This window comes from Verrucomicrobiota bacterium (genome assembly GCA_039027815.1).
GTDB lineage: Bacteria > Verrucomicrobiota > Verrucomicrobiia > Verrucomicrobiales > JBCCJK01 > JBCCJK01.
In genome coordinates, this window is record JBCCJK010000005.1 from 72,683 (window position 1) to 89,827 (window position 17,145).

Annotated in this window: 12 protein-coding genes; 2 read left to right on the forward strand and 10 right to left on the reverse strand. The window is 60.6% G+C overall.

From position 1 onward, the window contains the following. The first annotated feature begins 94 nt into the window (after nt 1-94). Entirely contained in the window at nt 95-1,141 is a 1,047-nt protein-coding gene (locus tag AAF555_02965) for a DUF1080 domain-containing protein (protein MEM6910521.1), read from the forward strand. 44 nt (nt 1,142-1,185) lie between these two features. Here AAF555_02965 and AAF555_02970 read toward each other — a convergent pair whose 3' ends face one another. The 6 genes from AAF555_02970 to AAF555_02995 all read right to left on the reverse strand — a co-directional run bounded on the left by AAF555_02970 (nt 1,186) and on the right by AAF555_02995 (nt 13,618). Beyond that, the gene (locus AAF555_02970) at nt 1,186-3,429 is read right to left on the reverse strand and encodes an NAD(P)-binding domain-containing protein (GenBank protein ID MEM6910522.1); all 2,244 of its coding nucleotides are present in this window, start codon (nt 3,427-3,429) and stop codon (nt 1,186-1,188) included. A gap of 68 nt (nt 3,430-3,497) precedes the next feature. Then, nucleotides 3,498-4,253, reverse strand: coding sequence for a hypothetical protein (locus AAF555_02975; protein MEM6910523.1), 756 nt, complete (start codon nt 4,251-4,253; stop codon nt 3,498-3,500). Nucleotides 4,254-4,344: 91 nt separating this feature from the next. Beyond that, entirely contained in the window at nt 4,345-7,113 is a 2,769-nt protein-coding gene (locus tag AAF555_02980; protein MEM6910524.1) for a phosphoenolpyruvate carboxylase, read from the reverse strand. Nucleotides 7,114-7,122: 9 nt separating this feature from the next. Next, the gene (locus AAF555_02985; GenBank protein MEM6910525.1) at nt 7,123-8,715 is read right to left on the reverse strand and encodes an ATP-binding protein; all 1,593 of its coding nucleotides are present in this window, start codon (nt 8,713-8,715) and stop codon (nt 7,123-7,125) included. A 135-nt stretch (nt 8,716-8,850) separates the two neighbouring features. Further along, nucleotides 8,851-11,298 carry a DEAD/DEAH box helicase gene (locus AAF555_02990; GenBank protein ID MEM6910526.1) on the reverse strand — a complete coding sequence of 816 codons (2,448 nt, stop codon included), beginning with the start codon at nt 11,296-11,298 and terminating at the stop codon, nt 8,851-8,853. A 67-nt stretch (nt 11,299-11,365) separates the two neighbouring features. Then, entirely contained in the window at nt 11,366-13,618 is a 2,253-nt protein-coding gene (locus AAF555_02995) for a carboxy terminal-processing peptidase (protein MEM6910527.1), read from the reverse strand. Between the two features lie 133 nt (nt 13,619-13,751). Here AAF555_02995 and AAF555_03000 point away from each other — a divergent pair, with 133 nt between their 5' ends. Continuing rightward, nucleotides 13,752-14,381 (forward strand): MBL fold metallo-hydrolase, encoded by a 630-nt coding sequence (locus AAF555_03000; GenBank protein MEM6910528.1) that lies wholly within the window; start codon nt 13,752-13,754, stop codon nt 14,379-14,381. Between the two features lie 49 nt (nt 14,382-14,430). Here AAF555_03000 and AAF555_03005 read toward each other — a convergent pair whose 3' ends face one another. From AAF555_03005 to argS, 4 genes are all read right to left on the reverse strand, one after another. Continuing rightward, complete coding sequence (locus AAF555_03005) at nt 14,431-15,129, reverse strand: PEP-CTERM sorting domain-containing protein (GenBank protein MEM6910529.1); 699 nt, start codon at nt 15,127-15,129, stop codon at nt 14,431-14,433. A gap of 147 nt (nt 15,130-15,276) precedes the next feature. After that, complete coding sequence (locus tag AAF555_03010) at nt 15,277-15,591, reverse strand: hypothetical protein (GenBank protein ID MEM6910530.1); 315 nt, start codon at nt 15,589-15,591, stop codon at nt 15,277-15,279. A 17-nt stretch (nt 15,592-15,608) separates the two neighbouring features. Further along, complete coding sequence (locus AAF555_03015; protein ID MEM6910531.1) at nt 15,609-16,394, reverse strand: hypothetical protein; 786 nt, start codon at nt 16,392-16,394, stop codon at nt 15,609-15,611. A gap of 177 nt (nt 16,395-16,571) precedes the next feature. Then, on the reverse strand, nt 16,572-17,145 hold a 574-nt coding region (argS, locus tag AAF555_03020; GenBank protein ID MEM6910532.1), incomplete at its 5' end, for an arginine--tRNA ligase.

Here is a 17,145-nt window from a genome sequence, read left to right on the forward strand (position 1 = left end):
TCTGCCAGGTCAAGCGGGCTCGTGATGGCTTCCCGGGGCAGAGTGGCTCGAAGAAAGGCTTTTCTTTGCCGCCAGCGCGGGTTTTCTTTTGTCGATGAAAAGGCGTTTTTGCTTGGGGCTTCTCTTGCTGGCGGCCAAGTCCCTGGCGGCTGAAGAGGTGCCCGCGTTCTTAGGCGATTGGGAGGGAGGCTTTTTGGATCCACCCCGTGAGAGCGAGTGGGCCCTCAATCCCAGTCTGGTGGCCCAGGTGGTGGGTTTGGGGGAGGGGCAATATGAGGTGCAGCTTTTGAATGTCTTTGAACGACGGGCGCATCCCTATGTGCGGGCCCGGACCCGCTCGATCGAAGGAGCGCTTTCGGTGGAGCAAGCTGGCTGGAAGTTCCGGATTACGGCCGATTCTTTTGTAGGGAGCAAGCAGGTGAAAGAGGAGGACCAAGAGAGAGAGCTGCCCTTTTCGCTCGCGAAGGTGGTGCGCCCCTCCCCGACCTTAGGCCAGGAGGCACCGCTTGGGGGGGAGGTCTTGTTGGGTGAGGGTGGGGGGCTGGAGAAATGGTGGCATGGCGAGGGCCAAGCCCCGACCTGGAGAGTCTTGCCCGGGGGCGTGGTCGAGGTTCTTCCGCGCGGGGAGGAGAATCCTGAGGGTGGGGATCTTTTGACCCGAAAGAGCTTTCGGGATTGCGCGGTCCATCTGGAGTTCCGTCTGCCCTACTCGCCCGATCGGCGGGGCCAGAAGCGGAACAATTCGGGGCTGTTTTTCCCAGGGGGCTATGAAGTGCAGATTTTGGATTCCTATGGCTTTGAGGCGGGGTGGACGGAATGTGGCTCGCTTTATCGGGTTTCGCCTCCGAAGGTCAATCGCTCCCGCCCGCCGGGAGAGTGGCAGACCTATGAGGTGACCTTTCGCTCAGCGGTTTACGATGAGGAGGGAGAGCTGCGAGCGGCTCCGGTCATGACTGTCGATCACAATGGAGAGCGGATTCACCTGGAGCAGGAGCTTTTTGAAATCACCCAGTTCCGGGAGGTGAATCGGAAAAAGCCTCATCCAGAGGGACCAGGTCCTCTCAAGCTCCAGGATCACGGGGACCGGGTCCAGTTCCGCAATTTCTGGGTGCAGGAGTTGCCCGTAAGGGATTTCGAGTGATCTATAAAGCAGGAGGCGGAGGGGCCGAAGGCGAGCGCTGGGGATCACGGTTTCTTTTCGGCCATCAGGACGGGGGAGGCGGGGAGGGTGTCGAATTGAATTTGGCTGCGGGCGCTGTCAGTGTAGCGACCAAATTGGAGCACGCCGGTCGGGCAAGTTTGCACGCAGGCCGAACAACGAACGCATTCCGGGTCCTCCATGGGGCGGCCCTTGTTGGCGAAGTTCATGATGTCGATCCCCTGATGGCAGACGCTGGTGCAGGCATTGCAGGAGATGCATTTCTCTTTTTCGGCGAAGATTCGGAAACGGGTGAACTTGGCGTAGATGTGCATGAGGGCCGCGAGGGGGCAGGCGAAGCGACACCAGACGCGGCCCGAGAAGTGAAAGTAAAAGGCCACCCCGAGGACGCCAGCCAGCCAGAGGTCGACGAGGTAGGCGTAATTCGCGATCGGGAGAGTGTAGAGCAGGGTGGTGAAGGCTTCGTTCCAGCCCGTGCTGGGGAAGATCCAGCCGGCGATGCGGATCCCGAGGATGACAAAGGCGAAGGCGAGGGCGGTTTGGCCGACCATGTTCAGTTTGTTCCAAAAGGGGCCGTGGGGCATTTTGTGGCGATGGGCATCCCCCATGGTTTCTGCGAGCGCGCCGCAGGAGCAGACCCAACCGCAGTAGGCTCCTTTCCCCCAGCGCCAGACCAGGAAGGGGATGACGACGAAGGTCTGGAGGAAGCCGAGGATGAGCCAGCCCCAGATGGGCTGGTCCGTGAAGAGATTGAAGACGAAGAGGGGCCACGCCAGGATGAATCCGAAGGAGCGCCAGTAGGCGGTGGGCTCGGTTTCGGGCCCATTGGAGAGAAAGGTCATCCCGAACCATTCGCCAAAGCCTCCATTGGTGAAGGCCCCGAGCGCCCCGAGGTAGGGGAAGAAGAAGTAGGGTAGCAGGAAGAGGGGGATCCACTGGATAAGGGTCAGGGTGAGGGTCTGGAGTTTGACGTAGGGGGTCTGGCGACGCTTGATCCGGCGAATCCCGAAGACGAGGACGCAGCTGCAGTAGGCGAGGGAGTAGTAGAAACCTGGGTCCTTGACGGCGGCGTGGACGACGCCCGCGAAGAGGGAGCTTTGTCCGCCTAGAAAGGCAAAGAACTTTCCAAAGTCGGGCAGGAGCCATGAGGGGAGCTGTCCATCGAAGGGGAGTTTTCCGCCTTTCTTCCAGTGGTAGATCCAGAAGCTGAAGAGGAAGGCGAAGGTGATGCTGATCCAGAACTGCGGCGTGCGGTCGCCCGTGATGTGGATGCCCGATTTGCGGAAGAAATCGAGCGGCGCTTCTCGCCCGATGAGGGTGAAGACGTAGTCGTTCTCCAAGACGGTGTCGCAGCCATCCGGGCCGCAGAGGGTGACTTGGGTGGCAGAGATGTCTTGGACGTTGGTGGGGAGATGGAGGGTGACTTGGCCTTGGTCGGCCATGGCTTGCAGCTTCTCGACGTTGTCCGGTTTGGCTCGGGCGAAGTCCGCCTTGCGGTAAGAGACATCCACGGTGGCCCCTTCTTCGGCCAGCGAGATGGCGGCTTCGAGGGCGGAGTCGCCCCCGCCGACTACGAGGATCTTTTTGCCCCCGAACTTCGAGGCATCGATGAGACGGTTGGAGACTTTGTCGAGGTTTTCCCCCGGGACGTTCAGCTTGCGGAAGTTGCCCGTGCGACCGATCGCGATGATGACCCGCTGCGCGCGGAGCGGCGCTTCGCCCTTGCGCTCCAGGTGGAGCAGCCCGCCAGAGCGAGTGACTTTCAGGATGGCGGCCGGGGTGGTTTCGATGCCGTGTTCTGCCCGCTGGGTTTCCAGTTCTTCGATGAGGGCTTCTTTCACTTCGGAGCGAAAGCGCATTTCGCCCGCCGGGACCATGCCGGTGGGGTAGGTGAAGATGGGCTTTTTCCGAGGGAAGTTCTTGATAGTGGAGAAGGCTTCGGCCGCTTCCAGAAGCTGGTAGCGCAAGCCGGCCTTTTTGGCTTCGATGGCAGCCGAGATCCCGGAGACCCCGGCTCCGATGATGGCGAGATCGATGACGCCCTGGCCGCCGCCGCCTTTCTGGAAGTCCGGTTCGGCCAAGATGCCATCGACTGCTTTGGCCCCCGTGTCGGCTGAGAATTTCAGAAGGGGCACGCCGGTCAGGTCGCCCACAATCCGGACGCCGGGCACATTACAGGTGCCGTTTTCTTTGATGGCTGGGGCTTTTTCTGTTTTGCCCGAAGGCCATTGTGAGTGCAGCCAATGGGTGTAGCGGGCGAGCGGATTCACGAGGGAGGAAGGGGGAAGAATGGGCTGGCTGGAGAAGGTGGCCTCACCGGTGATTCGCGAAAGGGAGCTTAGGGAAGTGGGATCTCCTGAGCGCCTTCTGGTATGGTGAAGTCCACTTCAGCGGCGCTTAGAAACCGCACCTCCTTGACTTGGCCGGTGCCTTTGGGATCGCCGAGAGGAGCGCTCTTTTCTTTGTCCCAAAGGTAGAAGGTGTAGGTTTGGGCAATCTGCACGCCTTCGATGCTGGCGTAGTCTTCATAGTGAATGACGGAGGGCTTTTGGTTGGCTTCCTCGGCGGACTTCCCATAGGTCACGATGTAGCTCATCCAATCGAGCTGTTGGGTCTCCGGTTCGATGAAGAGACGATACCAGTCTTCCGGCGCGTCGCCCATGTCTGAGGCAAAGGTTTGGAGGAAGGTCTGGTAAGTGGTCTGGCCGACTTTTTTCTCGGCGTAGTCGCTCAAGGTGATGCCGTCTCCCACCATTTTGTAGGGGGCCATGACGAACCAAGGCCAGGTCAGAACGTGGAAGCGGTCCATGGGATGGGCTTCCCCGGTGGTCCAAGCGGTTTCTCCATCGAAGAGGATGGTGAGGCCATCGCGGGTCTCCATTTTGGCCTGGGGGCCATGGGCTTGGAAGGTGAAGGTGGCATCGACCATCGGCTGCCCGCCGAAGACGATCGAGACTTCGCAAGAGACGACTTCCTTGCCCCACCAAGCTTCCAGGCCGTGGGCTTTTTGACTGGTTTCCACGAGGGGGGCGATTTCATCGGCCAGCAAAGAGGGGCTGGTGAGAAGAAGGAGGGAAGAGGCAAGGATTTTCATAGCAGGATCGAGTAGGGTGGCTTCAAGGGGAAGGCTCCTTCGAGAAGTCTATTCCCTTTTTTCTGGTCGAGGGTTAGGGAGGGGTGGTGGGTCAACCGGTCGTGCCCATGCCGCTGGCGATGGCGTTCACGGTTAAGAGCAGCTTTGGCAAGAGGGCTTCGGCAGCGGCCTTTTCCTCCTCTGGGCGGCAGCCGCGCCAGTCGCGCAGGAGCGCGATCTGCTCGTGGTGCAAGCGATGGAGACCGACTCGGCGAGCTTGCATGAGGGCGTGGATGTTGGGGCGTCGTTCTTGAATGCTGCAGCCGTAGACGGCCTCCAGCATCCTCACGGTGAGGTCGTGTTCGGATTCAATGAGGGTTAGGAACCGCTCCCGCAGCCCGCTCTCCTCCACCAGTTCCGCGTAGGCCTGCATGATGACCCGATCCGTCATGAGAATGGCCGCGGTGGTGTTGCTGAGGATGTAACGCAGCGGAGCCCAATCGCTTTCCTCACGAATCCTGGCGAAGGCTTTGGGCTGGTCTTGCTGGAGGGCAGCCAAGCTGGTGCCGATGCCATACCATCCGGAGAGGATGACGCGGGCCTGCCCCCAGCTGAAGACCCAGGGGATGGCTCGGAGATCGGCGAGGGAGGCTTGCCCGGTCCGGCGGCTGGGGCGCGAGCCGATGCGGCTGTTTTCAATGACGTCGATGGGGGTGGCTTGGCGAAAGTAGGGGACGAAGCCTTCCTGGTGGAGCAGGCTGCTGTAGGCGGTGCGACTTCGTTCAGCCAACCAGTCCATGGTTTCATCGAGGGGGTGGGTGGGCTCGGCCAGGTGTTTCTCGAAGAGGGTGGCCCGGCTGGCCCCGGCCGTGAGGAGTTCGAGGTTGTAGGCGGCGGTGCCTTGGTTGGCGTATTTTTGGGCGATGGTTTCCCCTTGCTCCGTCATCCGGAGATCGCCTTGGACCGCGTTCCAGGGAAGGGCTTCGATGAAGCGGTGAGTCGGGCCAGCGCCTCGGCTGATGGTGCCGCCGCGGCCGTGGAAGAAGCGAATGCGCACCCCGTGCTCACGACCGAGTTCGGCCAAGCGGAATTGGGAGCGATAGAGGTTCCAGAGGCTGGCGAAGATCCCGCCGTCCTTGTTGCTATCACTGTAGCCGACCATGACCTGCTGCACGGGATCGCTCTCAGGCCTGGGCCAGCGTTGGCGGTCCAGGGTGTTTTTGGTGACGGGATGGGCCAGGAAGGGTTCCAAGATGCCAGGGGCCGATTGGAGGTCTTCAATGGTTTCAAAGAGCGGGACCACGGGGAGAAGGCAGCGCGGACCTTGTTCTGACATTTCCAGGAGGCCGACTTCGCGGGCCAAGAGGTAGACGGCCAGGAGGTCTGAGGTGCAGCGCGTCATGCTGATGATGAGCGATCCCAAGCCGGCCGGGCCTTCGCTTTTGAGGGTGTCCACGAGGACGCGGTAGCAGTCGATGACCGCGCTGGCCTGGGGACCCAGGCTCATACCGGGACGGGTGAAGGGGCGGGCTTTGCCGAGTTCTCGATTGAGGAAGGCGAGGCGCTTCTCTTCCGACCAATTCGGGAAGTCGCAGTCTTCTTCCCCGGCGGCTTCCAAGAGTTGCTGGACCGCTTGGTCGTGAAAGGCGCTGTTTTGGCGGATGTCGAGAACGGCTAAGTGGAAGCCAAAGGTTTGCAGGCTGCGGAGAATGGGGCGGACGGTTTCGTCGGCAATCCGCGGGATGCCCACTTCCACCAAGGATTGGTAGAGCAATTCGAGATCGGCGGCGGCTTCGGAGGCAAAGGTGTAGTGCTGCGCGTCGTGAAAGAGTTCGTCCGGGCGGGTCCGGTGGGGCTGGAGCGGGAGGCGCGTCACCATGAGGCTGAGGAGTTGCCGCCAGGGCTCGCCCAAATTGCGCTCGAAGGCGGCGGTCCCGGCTTTCCCGATTTCCTGCTTGAGTTCTTCAATGCGAGCCAGAAGGCGCTTGGGAGGAGGCTGGAGATCGCCGGAGAGGCTCAAGCGCCGGGCGAGGTCGCCCAGCTGCCCATGAAGCAGGAGGAGGGCATTCAGGCGGAGATCCCGGAGGGTTTTGCGGGTGACCTGGGCCGTCACCAGGGGGTGCCCATCCCGGTCTCCTCCGACCCAGGTGCCGAAGCGAAGCTGTGGGAGGCAGCCGGGATTGCGGAGCGTCTCGGGATCGCCTCCCACGCTTTGCCAGGCCTGGCGCATGCGGATGTCGAGCTGGGTCAGAACGGTGGGAAAGACGTGTCGGAGGTAGCGGAGGACATTGCTGCGCTCGGAGGCGAGATCTGGCTTTACGAGATAGACCTCGCCCGTCCGCCAGAGGATGGAGAGCTGGGTTTTGACTTCTTCCCGGATGGCGGCTTGCTCATCGGGCGTCCACATTTTGTTCTCCCGCTTGACGAGGAGGAGATAGAGATTGCGGTGGTGATCGAGAACGGAGGCCCGTTTGGCCTCTGTGGGATGAGCGGTCAGGACCAGCTCGACTCGGACCTCGGGGAGGACTTGGGCGATTTGCTCGTCGGTCAGTCCTTTGTTTTTGAGCCGCTGGAAGGTGTGGCCCCAGAGGGCGGGCGCGTCGGTCAGGCCGCGATCGACCTCGATGCGGCGGCGAAACTGCATGGAGGCGTTTTCCTCCACCATGCTGAGGAGCTGGAAGGCGATGGAGTGGGCCTGCACCAGGCGCTCCGTCGAGACGGATTCCCCCCCGCCTTCGCCCCGGCCCAAGGTGCGATCCAATTGGTCCGCGAGCGGGGCATCCCCGGATTCACGCAGCACTTCGAGAAAGCAGTCGAGAAGAAAGTGGAAGTCTTCCTGGAGCTTGCTGGGATCGACGATGCGGGTGCTGGAGGAGACCATGCGCGATCCCTACGCGGATTGCGTGCCGTTTTCCAGATCGGATGTTTCCTGGATTTTCGCGGGGAAGTGGAGCGCGATGGTGGTCCCGCGGCCTGGTTCCGATCGGAGCACGTGGATGGAGCCCTGGTGGTAGGTCATGACGCGTCGGCAAATGGCCAGGCCGAGGCCGCTGCCGGGGATTTGGCTGGCGGCGTGCAGGCGATGGAAGGGCTGGAAAATCTCTTCGTGATGTTCAGCGGGGATGCCCATGCCCTTGTCCTCGAATTCAAGGGTCCACCCGCCCTCGGGCGGCGAGGTGCTTCGAATGCGAATTTGGGGACTGCGTTCCGGATGGCGATAGCGGATGGAGTTGCTGAGGAGGTTTTGGAAGAGATAGATGAGTTGGGTTTCATCGCCAAAAATGGTGGGCAGCTCTTCTTTGGTGATGTCGGCGTTTTCTTCCTCCGCGGCGAGCGCCAAGTGGCTGAGGGCGACGTCGGCCATCATGGAGAGCGAGGTCGGAAGGAGGGGAGCGGCGGAGCGTTGGATGCGGGAGAAGACGAGCAATTCTTCGATGAGGTTCTTGAGTCGCTTGGAAGCGCTGATGGTGAAGCCGAGGTATTCCCGGCCCTCGGGATCGAAATGCTTGGCGTAGTCTTCTTCGATGATGCCGAGGTAATTGGAAATGGTGCGCAGAGGCTCCTGAAGATCGTGGGAAGCGGCGTAGGTGAACGATTTGAGTTCTTTGTTGGTGGCGTTCAGTTCGAGGACGCTGGCTTGCAGTTTGTCATTGAGGGTCTGGATCTCTTCATTGGATTTCCAGAGCTTGAGCAGGACGAGGTGGATGGATTGAAGGAAAAGGATGAGAGCCAAGAGAAAGGCGGAGGCTTTCGCGAACGCGGCAAACCACCAAAGACGGGTCCACATTTCAGGAATGGGACTTAGGAGAGCGGAGAGGGCCAGGATCAGGCCCATCCAGCCCAGCATGCGTGCGTCCCGTCCGGTGGAATGTTTCGCCAGCAAACGAAGGCCGCCCAAGCCGTAGCCAAGGAAAGCCGGGAGGTGGAAAAACCATGGGAAATCGACGACTGTCCGGACGAAGGGGGAGTCGATCAAGAAGGCCAGCGAGCTGCCGCCGAGGAGCGCAGCGCTGAAGAAGAGAAGCGGCGTCCAGCGGGAGGCAAAAGTCTTCCGCAGGGCTTCAGGAAGGAGGATCAACCCAAAGACGAGGCCTCCCACCAAATCGCCCAACGAGATGATGGCTTGGGTGTCTTCTTGGTCGGCGAAAAAGGCGTGGAAGGCACTGAAGGCACCCACGACAAAGAGGGAGGAAGCCGAAAGCGTCTTGCGAGCATCGGCCTTGCTGCCGTGAACCATCATCATCATCAAGAAGATGAGGTAGCTGGAGATGGCGATGAAGATGTCCAAGCAGGAGGCCACCAAGGGCAGCTCCAGGGGGATCCCTCGCGGAACCAAGATCCAGAAAGCCAGCAGAGCCAGCAAGGCCAAGCCGATCAAAAAGAGGTTTTCAATGCGGGAAAACCGGTAGCTGTCGGTGATCTCGCTGGAATGGGGAGGGCGATTGATCGCTAAATTATGCCACAGGCGAGAGAAGCCCGTCAATGCCCGGGCTGCTGGAAGAGGCGATTGGATCTCTCCAAGAGCCAGCCTCCCCACGAAATGCCCGAGCCCGGGAGTAGGAGGAGAGGCCAGCGAAGCGAGAAGCTCGGCCGGCCGGGTGAGAAGACCAAAGTCTTCTTATCTTCTGAGAGAAGCGAGGGTCAGGCGGAGGCGTGGCTTGTGGGCGAGCTGTTCGGGGCGGATACGGACCGACTCCAGGGAGCGATCGGGCACTTCTTCGGCCGCGAGCGTCTCCCGAGCCACGTGTTGCAAAAAGGACCAACGTTTGCAAGGCAGGGAGGGGGCCTGGCTCAGATGGCGGAGGAGCGAGAGCCATTCGGAGCGGGCTCGCTCGAGGTCGCCCGCTGAGAGGCGCTCTTCCTCGGGTTCGGCAGAGAGCAGCGGGTCCGGCGAAAAGAGCCTTTCGGCAGCACCACTCCCGTAGCTAGGCGGGAGGCCATTTTCGAGGTAGCCCGGGAGGGAGAGGGTGCCGTAGAGTTCGCGGGTGACGACGGCCAGCATTTCGCTCTCGCCGCCCCCCCGGAGAGAGAAACGTCGCCCGGCCCGGAGATTGGCTAGGTGGTAGACCATGTCCTCAATGCGGTAGTGCGGATGCTCGAGGGCCGCTGCCATCACGAGTCCTTCCCCCCCCTGGAAGAAACTGAAGATTTCGCCTCGGAGCGTGGGGGTGCCATCCTTGGCAATCAGGCCGAGTCGCCGCCAAGAGCGGACGGGCGAGTGGGGAGCGGCTTCGAAGGAAACGCCGTTCTGTTGGAGATCGGTTTCGGGGCGGTGGGCGATCTCTCGCACCGGAGGGTGATGCAGCCAAAATCCCTTTTCATCCTGAATGGCTGGCACCAGGCAATCCTCGGCACTGAAGCGCACGACCAGTTCCTTCCCCCGCTGCTCCCAGTCTTGCAGGACCGCCTCGGGATGGAGCAGGCGAAAGCGGGCCAGGAAGGCCTCCAAGAGGTCTTCTAGCGGTAGGTAGTGAGGGCGACGTCGGGATTTGCCAAGGAGTTTGGCCGCCACGGGCGGGATTTTGGCCAAGCCGGTTTCTTGAACAATCCCGGCCACGATTTCCCGCAGGTAGGACCAGCTGGGTTCCTTCGGCGTTTTGGAGGTGCGCCCGGGGAGGGCGGCGGAGACCAAGGCGAGACTCTGGGTGGCCGGTTTCCAGGCCTTTTTCTCGCGGACCCAGACCTCTTTCAGGGGCCGTTTCTCTGGTTTGTGATGGAGAGCAAAGCGTTCCCAGCGCTGGCTGCGATTGAGGAATTCGCGGGTTTTCGCCTCGGTCGCGAAGGGATTGTCTTCTTCGGGCGGGGGCGCAGGCCTTTGGCTGGCTAGGTGGCCGAGCTGGATGGTTTGCTTGGAGAAGAGTTGGCTGCACAGGGTGGTGGCCGCCTCAAAAGGGGGTTGGGAGAGGTCGGCGGCGGCTTTCATGACGCGCAGCAGGGTGGGCCAGTCGATCTGGCGGGAGCGGGTCAGGTGGAGCGGCTGGGCATCAGAGAGGCGAGGGGAGCGATCCGAGGAGAGGACGTAGCCCTGCTCATCGAGCCCACGACGACCGGCTCGCCCGAACATTTGCAGCAGCTCATCGGGGCGAAGTTCCTGCTCGAAGGGGCCATCGCGATAGCGCCGCCCGGTCAGGTAGACCGAGCGGACGGAGAAGTTGATCCCGGCCGCCAGGCCGGTCGTGGCCACGATGATCCGGAGGTGGCCTGCTCGGGCCAGGGGTTCGACGATGCCGGCCCGCACGGCGTAGCTGAGCCCGCTGTGATGCCAAGCGACTCGGCGCTTCAGGAGTTTGCGGAGCTCCTTGCCACAGGCGCGCTCTTGCTCGGGAGTGAGGGCCAAGGGTTGGTCGTCCGGGAGATGGCTGGCGAGCTGGCGGGCGATTTTTTCAGCTTCGTGGCGACGGGGACAGAATAGCAAGATGGGGCCGAGATCCGCCATGAGCGCGGCCACCATCATGCGAGGGAGGAATCCGGAAAGGGCCTGGGGTGGCTTGGCTTCGATGGCTTGGGCGGGAAGGTCATCCAGGGGGACAGGGCGCTTCGTCACCGAGACGACGCGAACGCTTCGACCCAAGCGCTGCAACCAACGGGAGACGTCCTCAGGATTGGCCACGCTGCCTGAGAGGAGCAAGAGTTGGGTGGCTTGGCTGGCGAGCGCGAGCACGATTTCGTAGTTCAGGCCTCGCCGCTGGTCGCCGATCATTTGGTATTCATCGATCACGAGGAGGGCGGGGCCTTGGCGTCGAAGAAAGCGCTCACGCTGGGTTTCCAGCGTGGCCACCAGCACGGGCGCCTGCAAGTTTTCGGCCCGATCCCCGGTGGCGAGCCCCACTTTCCAGCCAGCCTTGGACCACTCGGCGTATTTGTCGTTGGCCAGGGCCCGGGTGGGCACGGTGTAGACGGCTTGGCCCTTGAGGGCCGCTTGCTTGCAATAGAGTTCAAAGACCCAGGTTTTGCCGGCCCCGGTGGGCGCGTTCACGATGACGTCCTCCCCGGCGCGAAGGGCTTGCACGGCCTCCTGCTGCCAGAGATCCGGAAGAACCAGGGGGATGTGCAGTCCGGACGGCATGGGGAGGGCATGAAAAAGGCGGTGCCGCGCGGCCCGCCTCTTTCGCGTGGGGTGGGAGAGAGCGATCTCAGCGGCGCTCGACTTGGGCCAGGCGTTCCTGGCGCTGCAGCTTGATGAGGTCGCTCATGATCTGGATGGTTTCGCGTTGCAGAGGATCGATCCCGCTGGGGTAGAGAATCTCGGAGCCGTCGGCCACGGTCTCTTCTTCTTCCTCGTCGGCGCGGCGCATGTGGTCATCGGCGTCGTCCGAGAGCCGCCCGATCTTCTCGAGCTGGGCCTTGGCCTTGATGTCGTCGAGCGTGAGGTGGTAGATGCTGAATTGCTCGCGATCCTGTTGGCGTTGCAATTCGAAGCGGAGGCGACGTTCCTCATTTCGCTCCTTTTTGCGGGCCTCGTTTTCTTCGGCCTCCGCGAGACGTTTTTCAAGGTTGAGAGAGAGCTGGTTGCGTTCGCGCTGCTGGCGGATGCGGTTCACGTCTTCTTTGATGTAGGCGAATTCTTGCTTGTCCTCGATCCGGTCTTGGTGGCGGATTTCCAGTTCCTCCAGGAAGAGGGAGTCTGGCCAGGTCTCGTAAGGCAGGGGGCGAGTGTCGGTGTGGGGGAGCGCTCCGTCGAGCGCGTCTTCACCAATCTCCAAGGCATCCAAGAGATTGGGCACGACGATGTCCGGGATGACGCCCTTCAGCTGGGTGGAGCCGCCTGCGATGCGGTAAAACTTCCCTTCGGTGAGTTTGAGCGCGCCGGCTTTGGAGCGGTCACTGAAAAAGGGCAACATGGGCATTTCCGTGCTGACGGGGCGGACTTTTTGGATGGTGCCTTTCCCAAAGGTCGAGGCCGATCCCACGATGACGGCTCGACCATAGTCCTGAAGGGCGGCCGCGAGAATTTCACTGGCTGAGGCACTCGTCTTATCGACCAGAACCACGAGCGGCCCATCATAGAGCGGGTAGCGGGTGTAGGAGACGTAGGGTTCGCGATTTCCGAAAGAGTCAAGGCTTTGCACGACGGGGCCGCGCGGGATGAAAAGCCCCGTCAGTTTGACCGCTTCATCGAGAGCGCCCCCTCCATTGCCCCGGAGATCGAGGACCACTCCATCCACTTTCTCCGCTACCAGGCGGTCGAGGAGGGAGCGGACGTCGCGCGAGATTCCTTCATCGCGATCCCCGTCCATATTGGCATAGAAAGAGGGGATATTGATCCAACCGATGCGGGAGGGCTGGGTTTCGGTGACAGGGGTGTATTCAAAGAGCTCGGCCGAGGCGAGCCGGTCCTTGAGTTCCACTTCTTCGCGGGCAATCACGATTTCTTTGACCAAGCTCGCGTCTTCTGCGGGAATGATGCGAAGGCGAACCTTGCTGCCTTTTTTCCCGCGGATGAGGTCGACGACCTTGTCCAATTTCATGTGGACGGTGTCGATCATGTTGCCGTTGTTCGTCGGATCGACTCCGGTGATGCGGTCATCGATCTGCAATTCGCCTTGTCGGTCAGCCGGTCCCTTGATGACGATCCCCTTGATCTGGGTGCTTCCGTCTTCGTGCTCCTGGAGAAGGGCGCCAATGCCGATGAGCGAGTTGTTCATATTGTCGCTGAAACGGACGGTCTCGCTGTGGCTGAAGTAATCGGAATGGGGATCAAAGGTCTGGGCCAAGGAGGAGAGGAAGTAGTTCATCATTTCTTCGCGATCCGTCTCTTGGATGTTTTCCAGGATGCGTTGGTAGCGCTTCACGATATTTTTTCGGGCCTCGTCTTCGACGGCCGCGGCATCGAAGGTCTCGGCCTCCTCGGCCCGGGAAGCCGCGTTTTGTTTGGAGAGGATTTCTCGGAGAAGTTCTTCCCCGATGACGTCTCGCCAGAGCCTCTCGGCGTCGGCTTGGTCCTTGGGCCAGGGAGCGGTTTCGCGATTGATGCGGATGGTGCGATCCTCTTGGAAGAGAAATTCTTCTTCTTCCGCCAACTGGGTGATGAAGGAAGTCCTCTCCGCGACCCGGGTTTCGTAGCGTGTCCAGATTTCCTCGGCCGCCGGCAAGCTGGAGCCGTTGCGGAGGCGACGATGAAGGGATTCCCCGAAGCGGATGGTGATTTCTTGGATGTCGGCCTGGGTGAAGTAGAGTCGCTGGCTATCGAGCAGATTGAGGTAGTGATTGAGAAATTCCTGTGAGAGGGCGGCGTTCAGCTTGGCCTTGCTGAAGTGCTGGTTTTCCATGACGGAGGAGACGGCCTTGGCCACCGCATTGAAATCGACTGTCTCTTGCGAGGAGGCCGCTGGCGAGAAAACCAAGTGACTGAGAAAGGCGGCAGCAGGAGCGAGTCGGCGGAACATGGGACGTCTCAAAGAATGGGTAACAAGCGAAGCGATGCGGAGGCTGCTTTCTGGTGTGGGGTTTACCGTTTCTTACGTTTTTTCGACTGTCCACGGGTATTTCACTTTTGGGCAGGCTGGCGTAGAATGGGGCGTGAACACTGGAGCGCCCCCCATCGAGATCTACACAGGTGGCGTGGCCGCCACGAATGCCTTCTGGTGGGAGGCCCCGGAGGGAACGGTTTTGGTGGATGCTCCCGAGGGCGTGGTCGACTGGCTGGTGGCGGCTGGAAGAGGAGTCTCGGTCCTTTTGCTGACGCACCAGCACTTTGATCATGTTTGGGATGCCCGGAAGGTGGCGGACCAATGGGATTGCCCCATCCTGGCCCATAGCGCCTACGGGAAACACTTGACGCTCGAGACCTTGCTGGCCTCGATACCAGGGCTGGACGTTTCGGTGTCTCCCTATGAGGTCTCGACCGTCCTGGCGGGAGAGGAACAGTTGGAAATGGCGGGCTGTTCTTTCGGCCTGGCCCACATTCCGGGGCACTCGCCGGATTCTCTGGTGTATCACGATGCCTCGGCCGGGCACATTTTCGGAGGCGATACCCTCTTCGCCGGAGGCATCGGGCGGACGGATTTCCCCGGAGGATCGCTTCCGCTGCTGCAGCATGGTATTCGGGAAAAGATGCTCCCGATGGGAGACGAAGCCACGCTTTTCCCAGGTCATGGTGAGACGACGCTTCTAGGAGAGGAGCGCCGCACCAACCCCTTCTTGCGCTGAGGTCCCCCCCCGGACTCCGCCATCCGCAGCTTGGTCGGTGACGGATCGCCTAGCAGGCGCGTTTTCGGCGGAGAGCCAAAAGGGCCCCGCCCAGCAAGAGAAGGGTCGCGTGGGTCGGCTCGGGAATGGGGCTAATCTCTCCTTTGATTCCCTGCACTTTGTAGTAATCCGGCTTGCCGCTTTGGCGCGGACCGGCGATCAAGAGAGTGTTCACTCCGTCCGCCTTCAGATTCACGGTGAGGGCCTCCGAGCTGGGGCGATTGAACGATTCGCCGTAGACGGGGAAGAGAGTCTCCAGCTCAGTGGTCTCCACGCCGAGGAGGTCGAGGGGGCGATTGAAGTAGCCGGCAAAGTAAATGACGTCCCGATCAAACTCGCCAAAGGGATCGACACGGAGGGATTGAAGATCGACCGGCCCGGAGAACTCAAAGAGCATGAAGTCCCAAGAGTATTCATTATCGAGCTGGTGTTGGGGACTCCCGGAATTGACTCCTTCCCCCGGGTTCGACACGCCCAAGCCGGTTTGGTAGCGGAGGACTTGGGCGGCGCTGAGAGTCCCTTCGTAGCGAACGTCGGAGAAGGCAGAGACCGTCAGATCGAGTCCGCCCTGCGAGTAGAGGAGAGAATTTCCAAAACCAGAGCCCTCCGTGGCCTCGGGGGCGAGCGAGAGACTGTAGGAAAAAGAGTCAGCCAGCGCCGATGGACTGACTGCCAGTAGGACGCTTGTGAGAGCCGAGATGAATTTCATCACCGGCTCCAATTATCAAAATTTTAGAGAAACACAAGAAAAATCCCATAATTAAGAGCAAAAAACTATATTTTTATCATTTATGATAAAAATCAGCCCGAAAAGGTCGTCGAGATCGAGGGATCGCCGCGACGGGCAGGTGCCGAGCTATTCAGGAAGGGGGAAGCGGGTCTGGTAGCTTTCGAGCTCTGCCCGGAGGGATTTGACTTCTAGCTCGGCCCCAGCGATTTCAGCAATTTGGTCTTCGAGCTCGACAATGGCTTGGTCCAGGATCTTGGATCGCACTTCCATGCGCTTGAGTTGTTCTTTGGCGCTGACTTGGGCTCGCTCGGCCTGTCGGATTTGCTCCACGAGATCGGCCACCGCTAGAGGGACGCCATCGGCATTCAGGTAGACCTCTTCCTCACTCGAGCAGGAGAGCAGCAGCAGAGGCAACGAGAGGAGCAGGAACCAAAATTTCATTATCGCGAGAACCCTCTTCAGAGTTGGCTGCGGAGACGCTGGATTTCCATTTCAATCTGATCTGCCTCTCGGTGTTTCTGCTGGGCGATTCCGTTCCAGGAGGAAGACCGACCGCGATAGCGGGCCCACCAGTGATCGTATTCCGCCTGGTTGGCTTCCCTCCGTAGCTGGCGAACGCGCACTCGGAGGGCTTCGATTTTCGCAAGGGCCCGCTTGCGATTGAGAGCGTCCATTTCGGCCTGGGTTTTGCGGAAGTCCTCCTGGAGCTGCTTGTCCCGCTCCGCCCGAAATTTCATCGCTTCAGCCTCGGCCGCTTGCTGGTTCTTCCGGGACGCTTCGAGGTAGTCGAGCGCTTTGTCTTGACTGAATTTGAAGGCTTCATGCCAGATCGGACTCAGCTCCTGAAAGGAAACCTTTTCGATCCCTTGGGAGTGCTGGAAGAGAATCCCGTCAGGATAGGAACGCTTGGCCTCGGCCTGTTCCAAGGTGCGACCAGAGCGGAGGGGAAACTCCTCAAAAACTCTTCCCCGCACCTCGTTGATAAAGGCCACGCGGAAGCGCTTTTGGTAGGCTTGCAGTTCTTCCTGAACTTCGGAGAGCTCGAACTCACTCGTGCGTAGCTTAAGCAACTGCTCTTCGAGCGATTGGAGAGAATCGGACTTGGCTTCGATTTGTGCCTGGGAAAGAAGAATGGCGTCTTCCAGTTTGCCAGTTTCCTGGCGGGCCTTGGCGAGCACTTTTTGCAAGCGCTCCAGCTTGGCGGAATCCTTTTCCTCTTCGGTATTTCCAAGATACTCTTGCAAGCATCCCGTTAGCGCGAGCAGAGTCGGAAGTCCCAGAGCGGCTCGCGAGAGGGAGGAGAACGGCGTGGGCCGAATCTGTGATCGATCCGGGCGAAAGGGTCAAGGATTTTGGGTTACGGGTTTCCGCTGCGGGGCCGTTCGACTCCTGGATCTGGGAGCGGGTTGGGAGACTTGATTTTACATTCGTGAGGGCACTTTGATGCCCAAGAGGGAAAGACCGGTTTTCAGGACGTGGGCGGTGACTTCGCACAGCATGAGGCGCGTGTGCTGGATCCGCCCTTCGGATTTCAAGACCGGGCAGGCTTCGAAGAAGCTATGGAAGGTGGTGGCCAACTCGAAGAGGTAGTTGGCCAGCAAGTTGGGTCGGTGGTCGGCGAGGGTGCCGGGAAGGGATTCGCCGAATTGGGTCAGTTTGAGGGCGAGGGCGCGCTCTTCCGGCGAAGAGAGTTCCGGATTCACGCCTCGGAAAGCCACTTGGCCCGCTTTGCGGAAGATCGATTGGATCCGGACGTAACTATACATGAGGTAAGGGGCCGTGTTGCCTTGGAGAGAGAGCATCTTGTCCCAGCTAAAGACGTAGTCGGTCAGGCGATGTTGGGAGAGTTCGGCGTATTTGATGGCGCCCAAACCGACCGTCCGGGCAATCTCTTCTTTTTCGTCAGCCGGGAGGTCGGGATTTTTTTCTTCAATGATAGCACGGGCCCGCTCGATGGACTCGTCGAGAACGTCTTGCAGCTGGACGTTGTCCCCA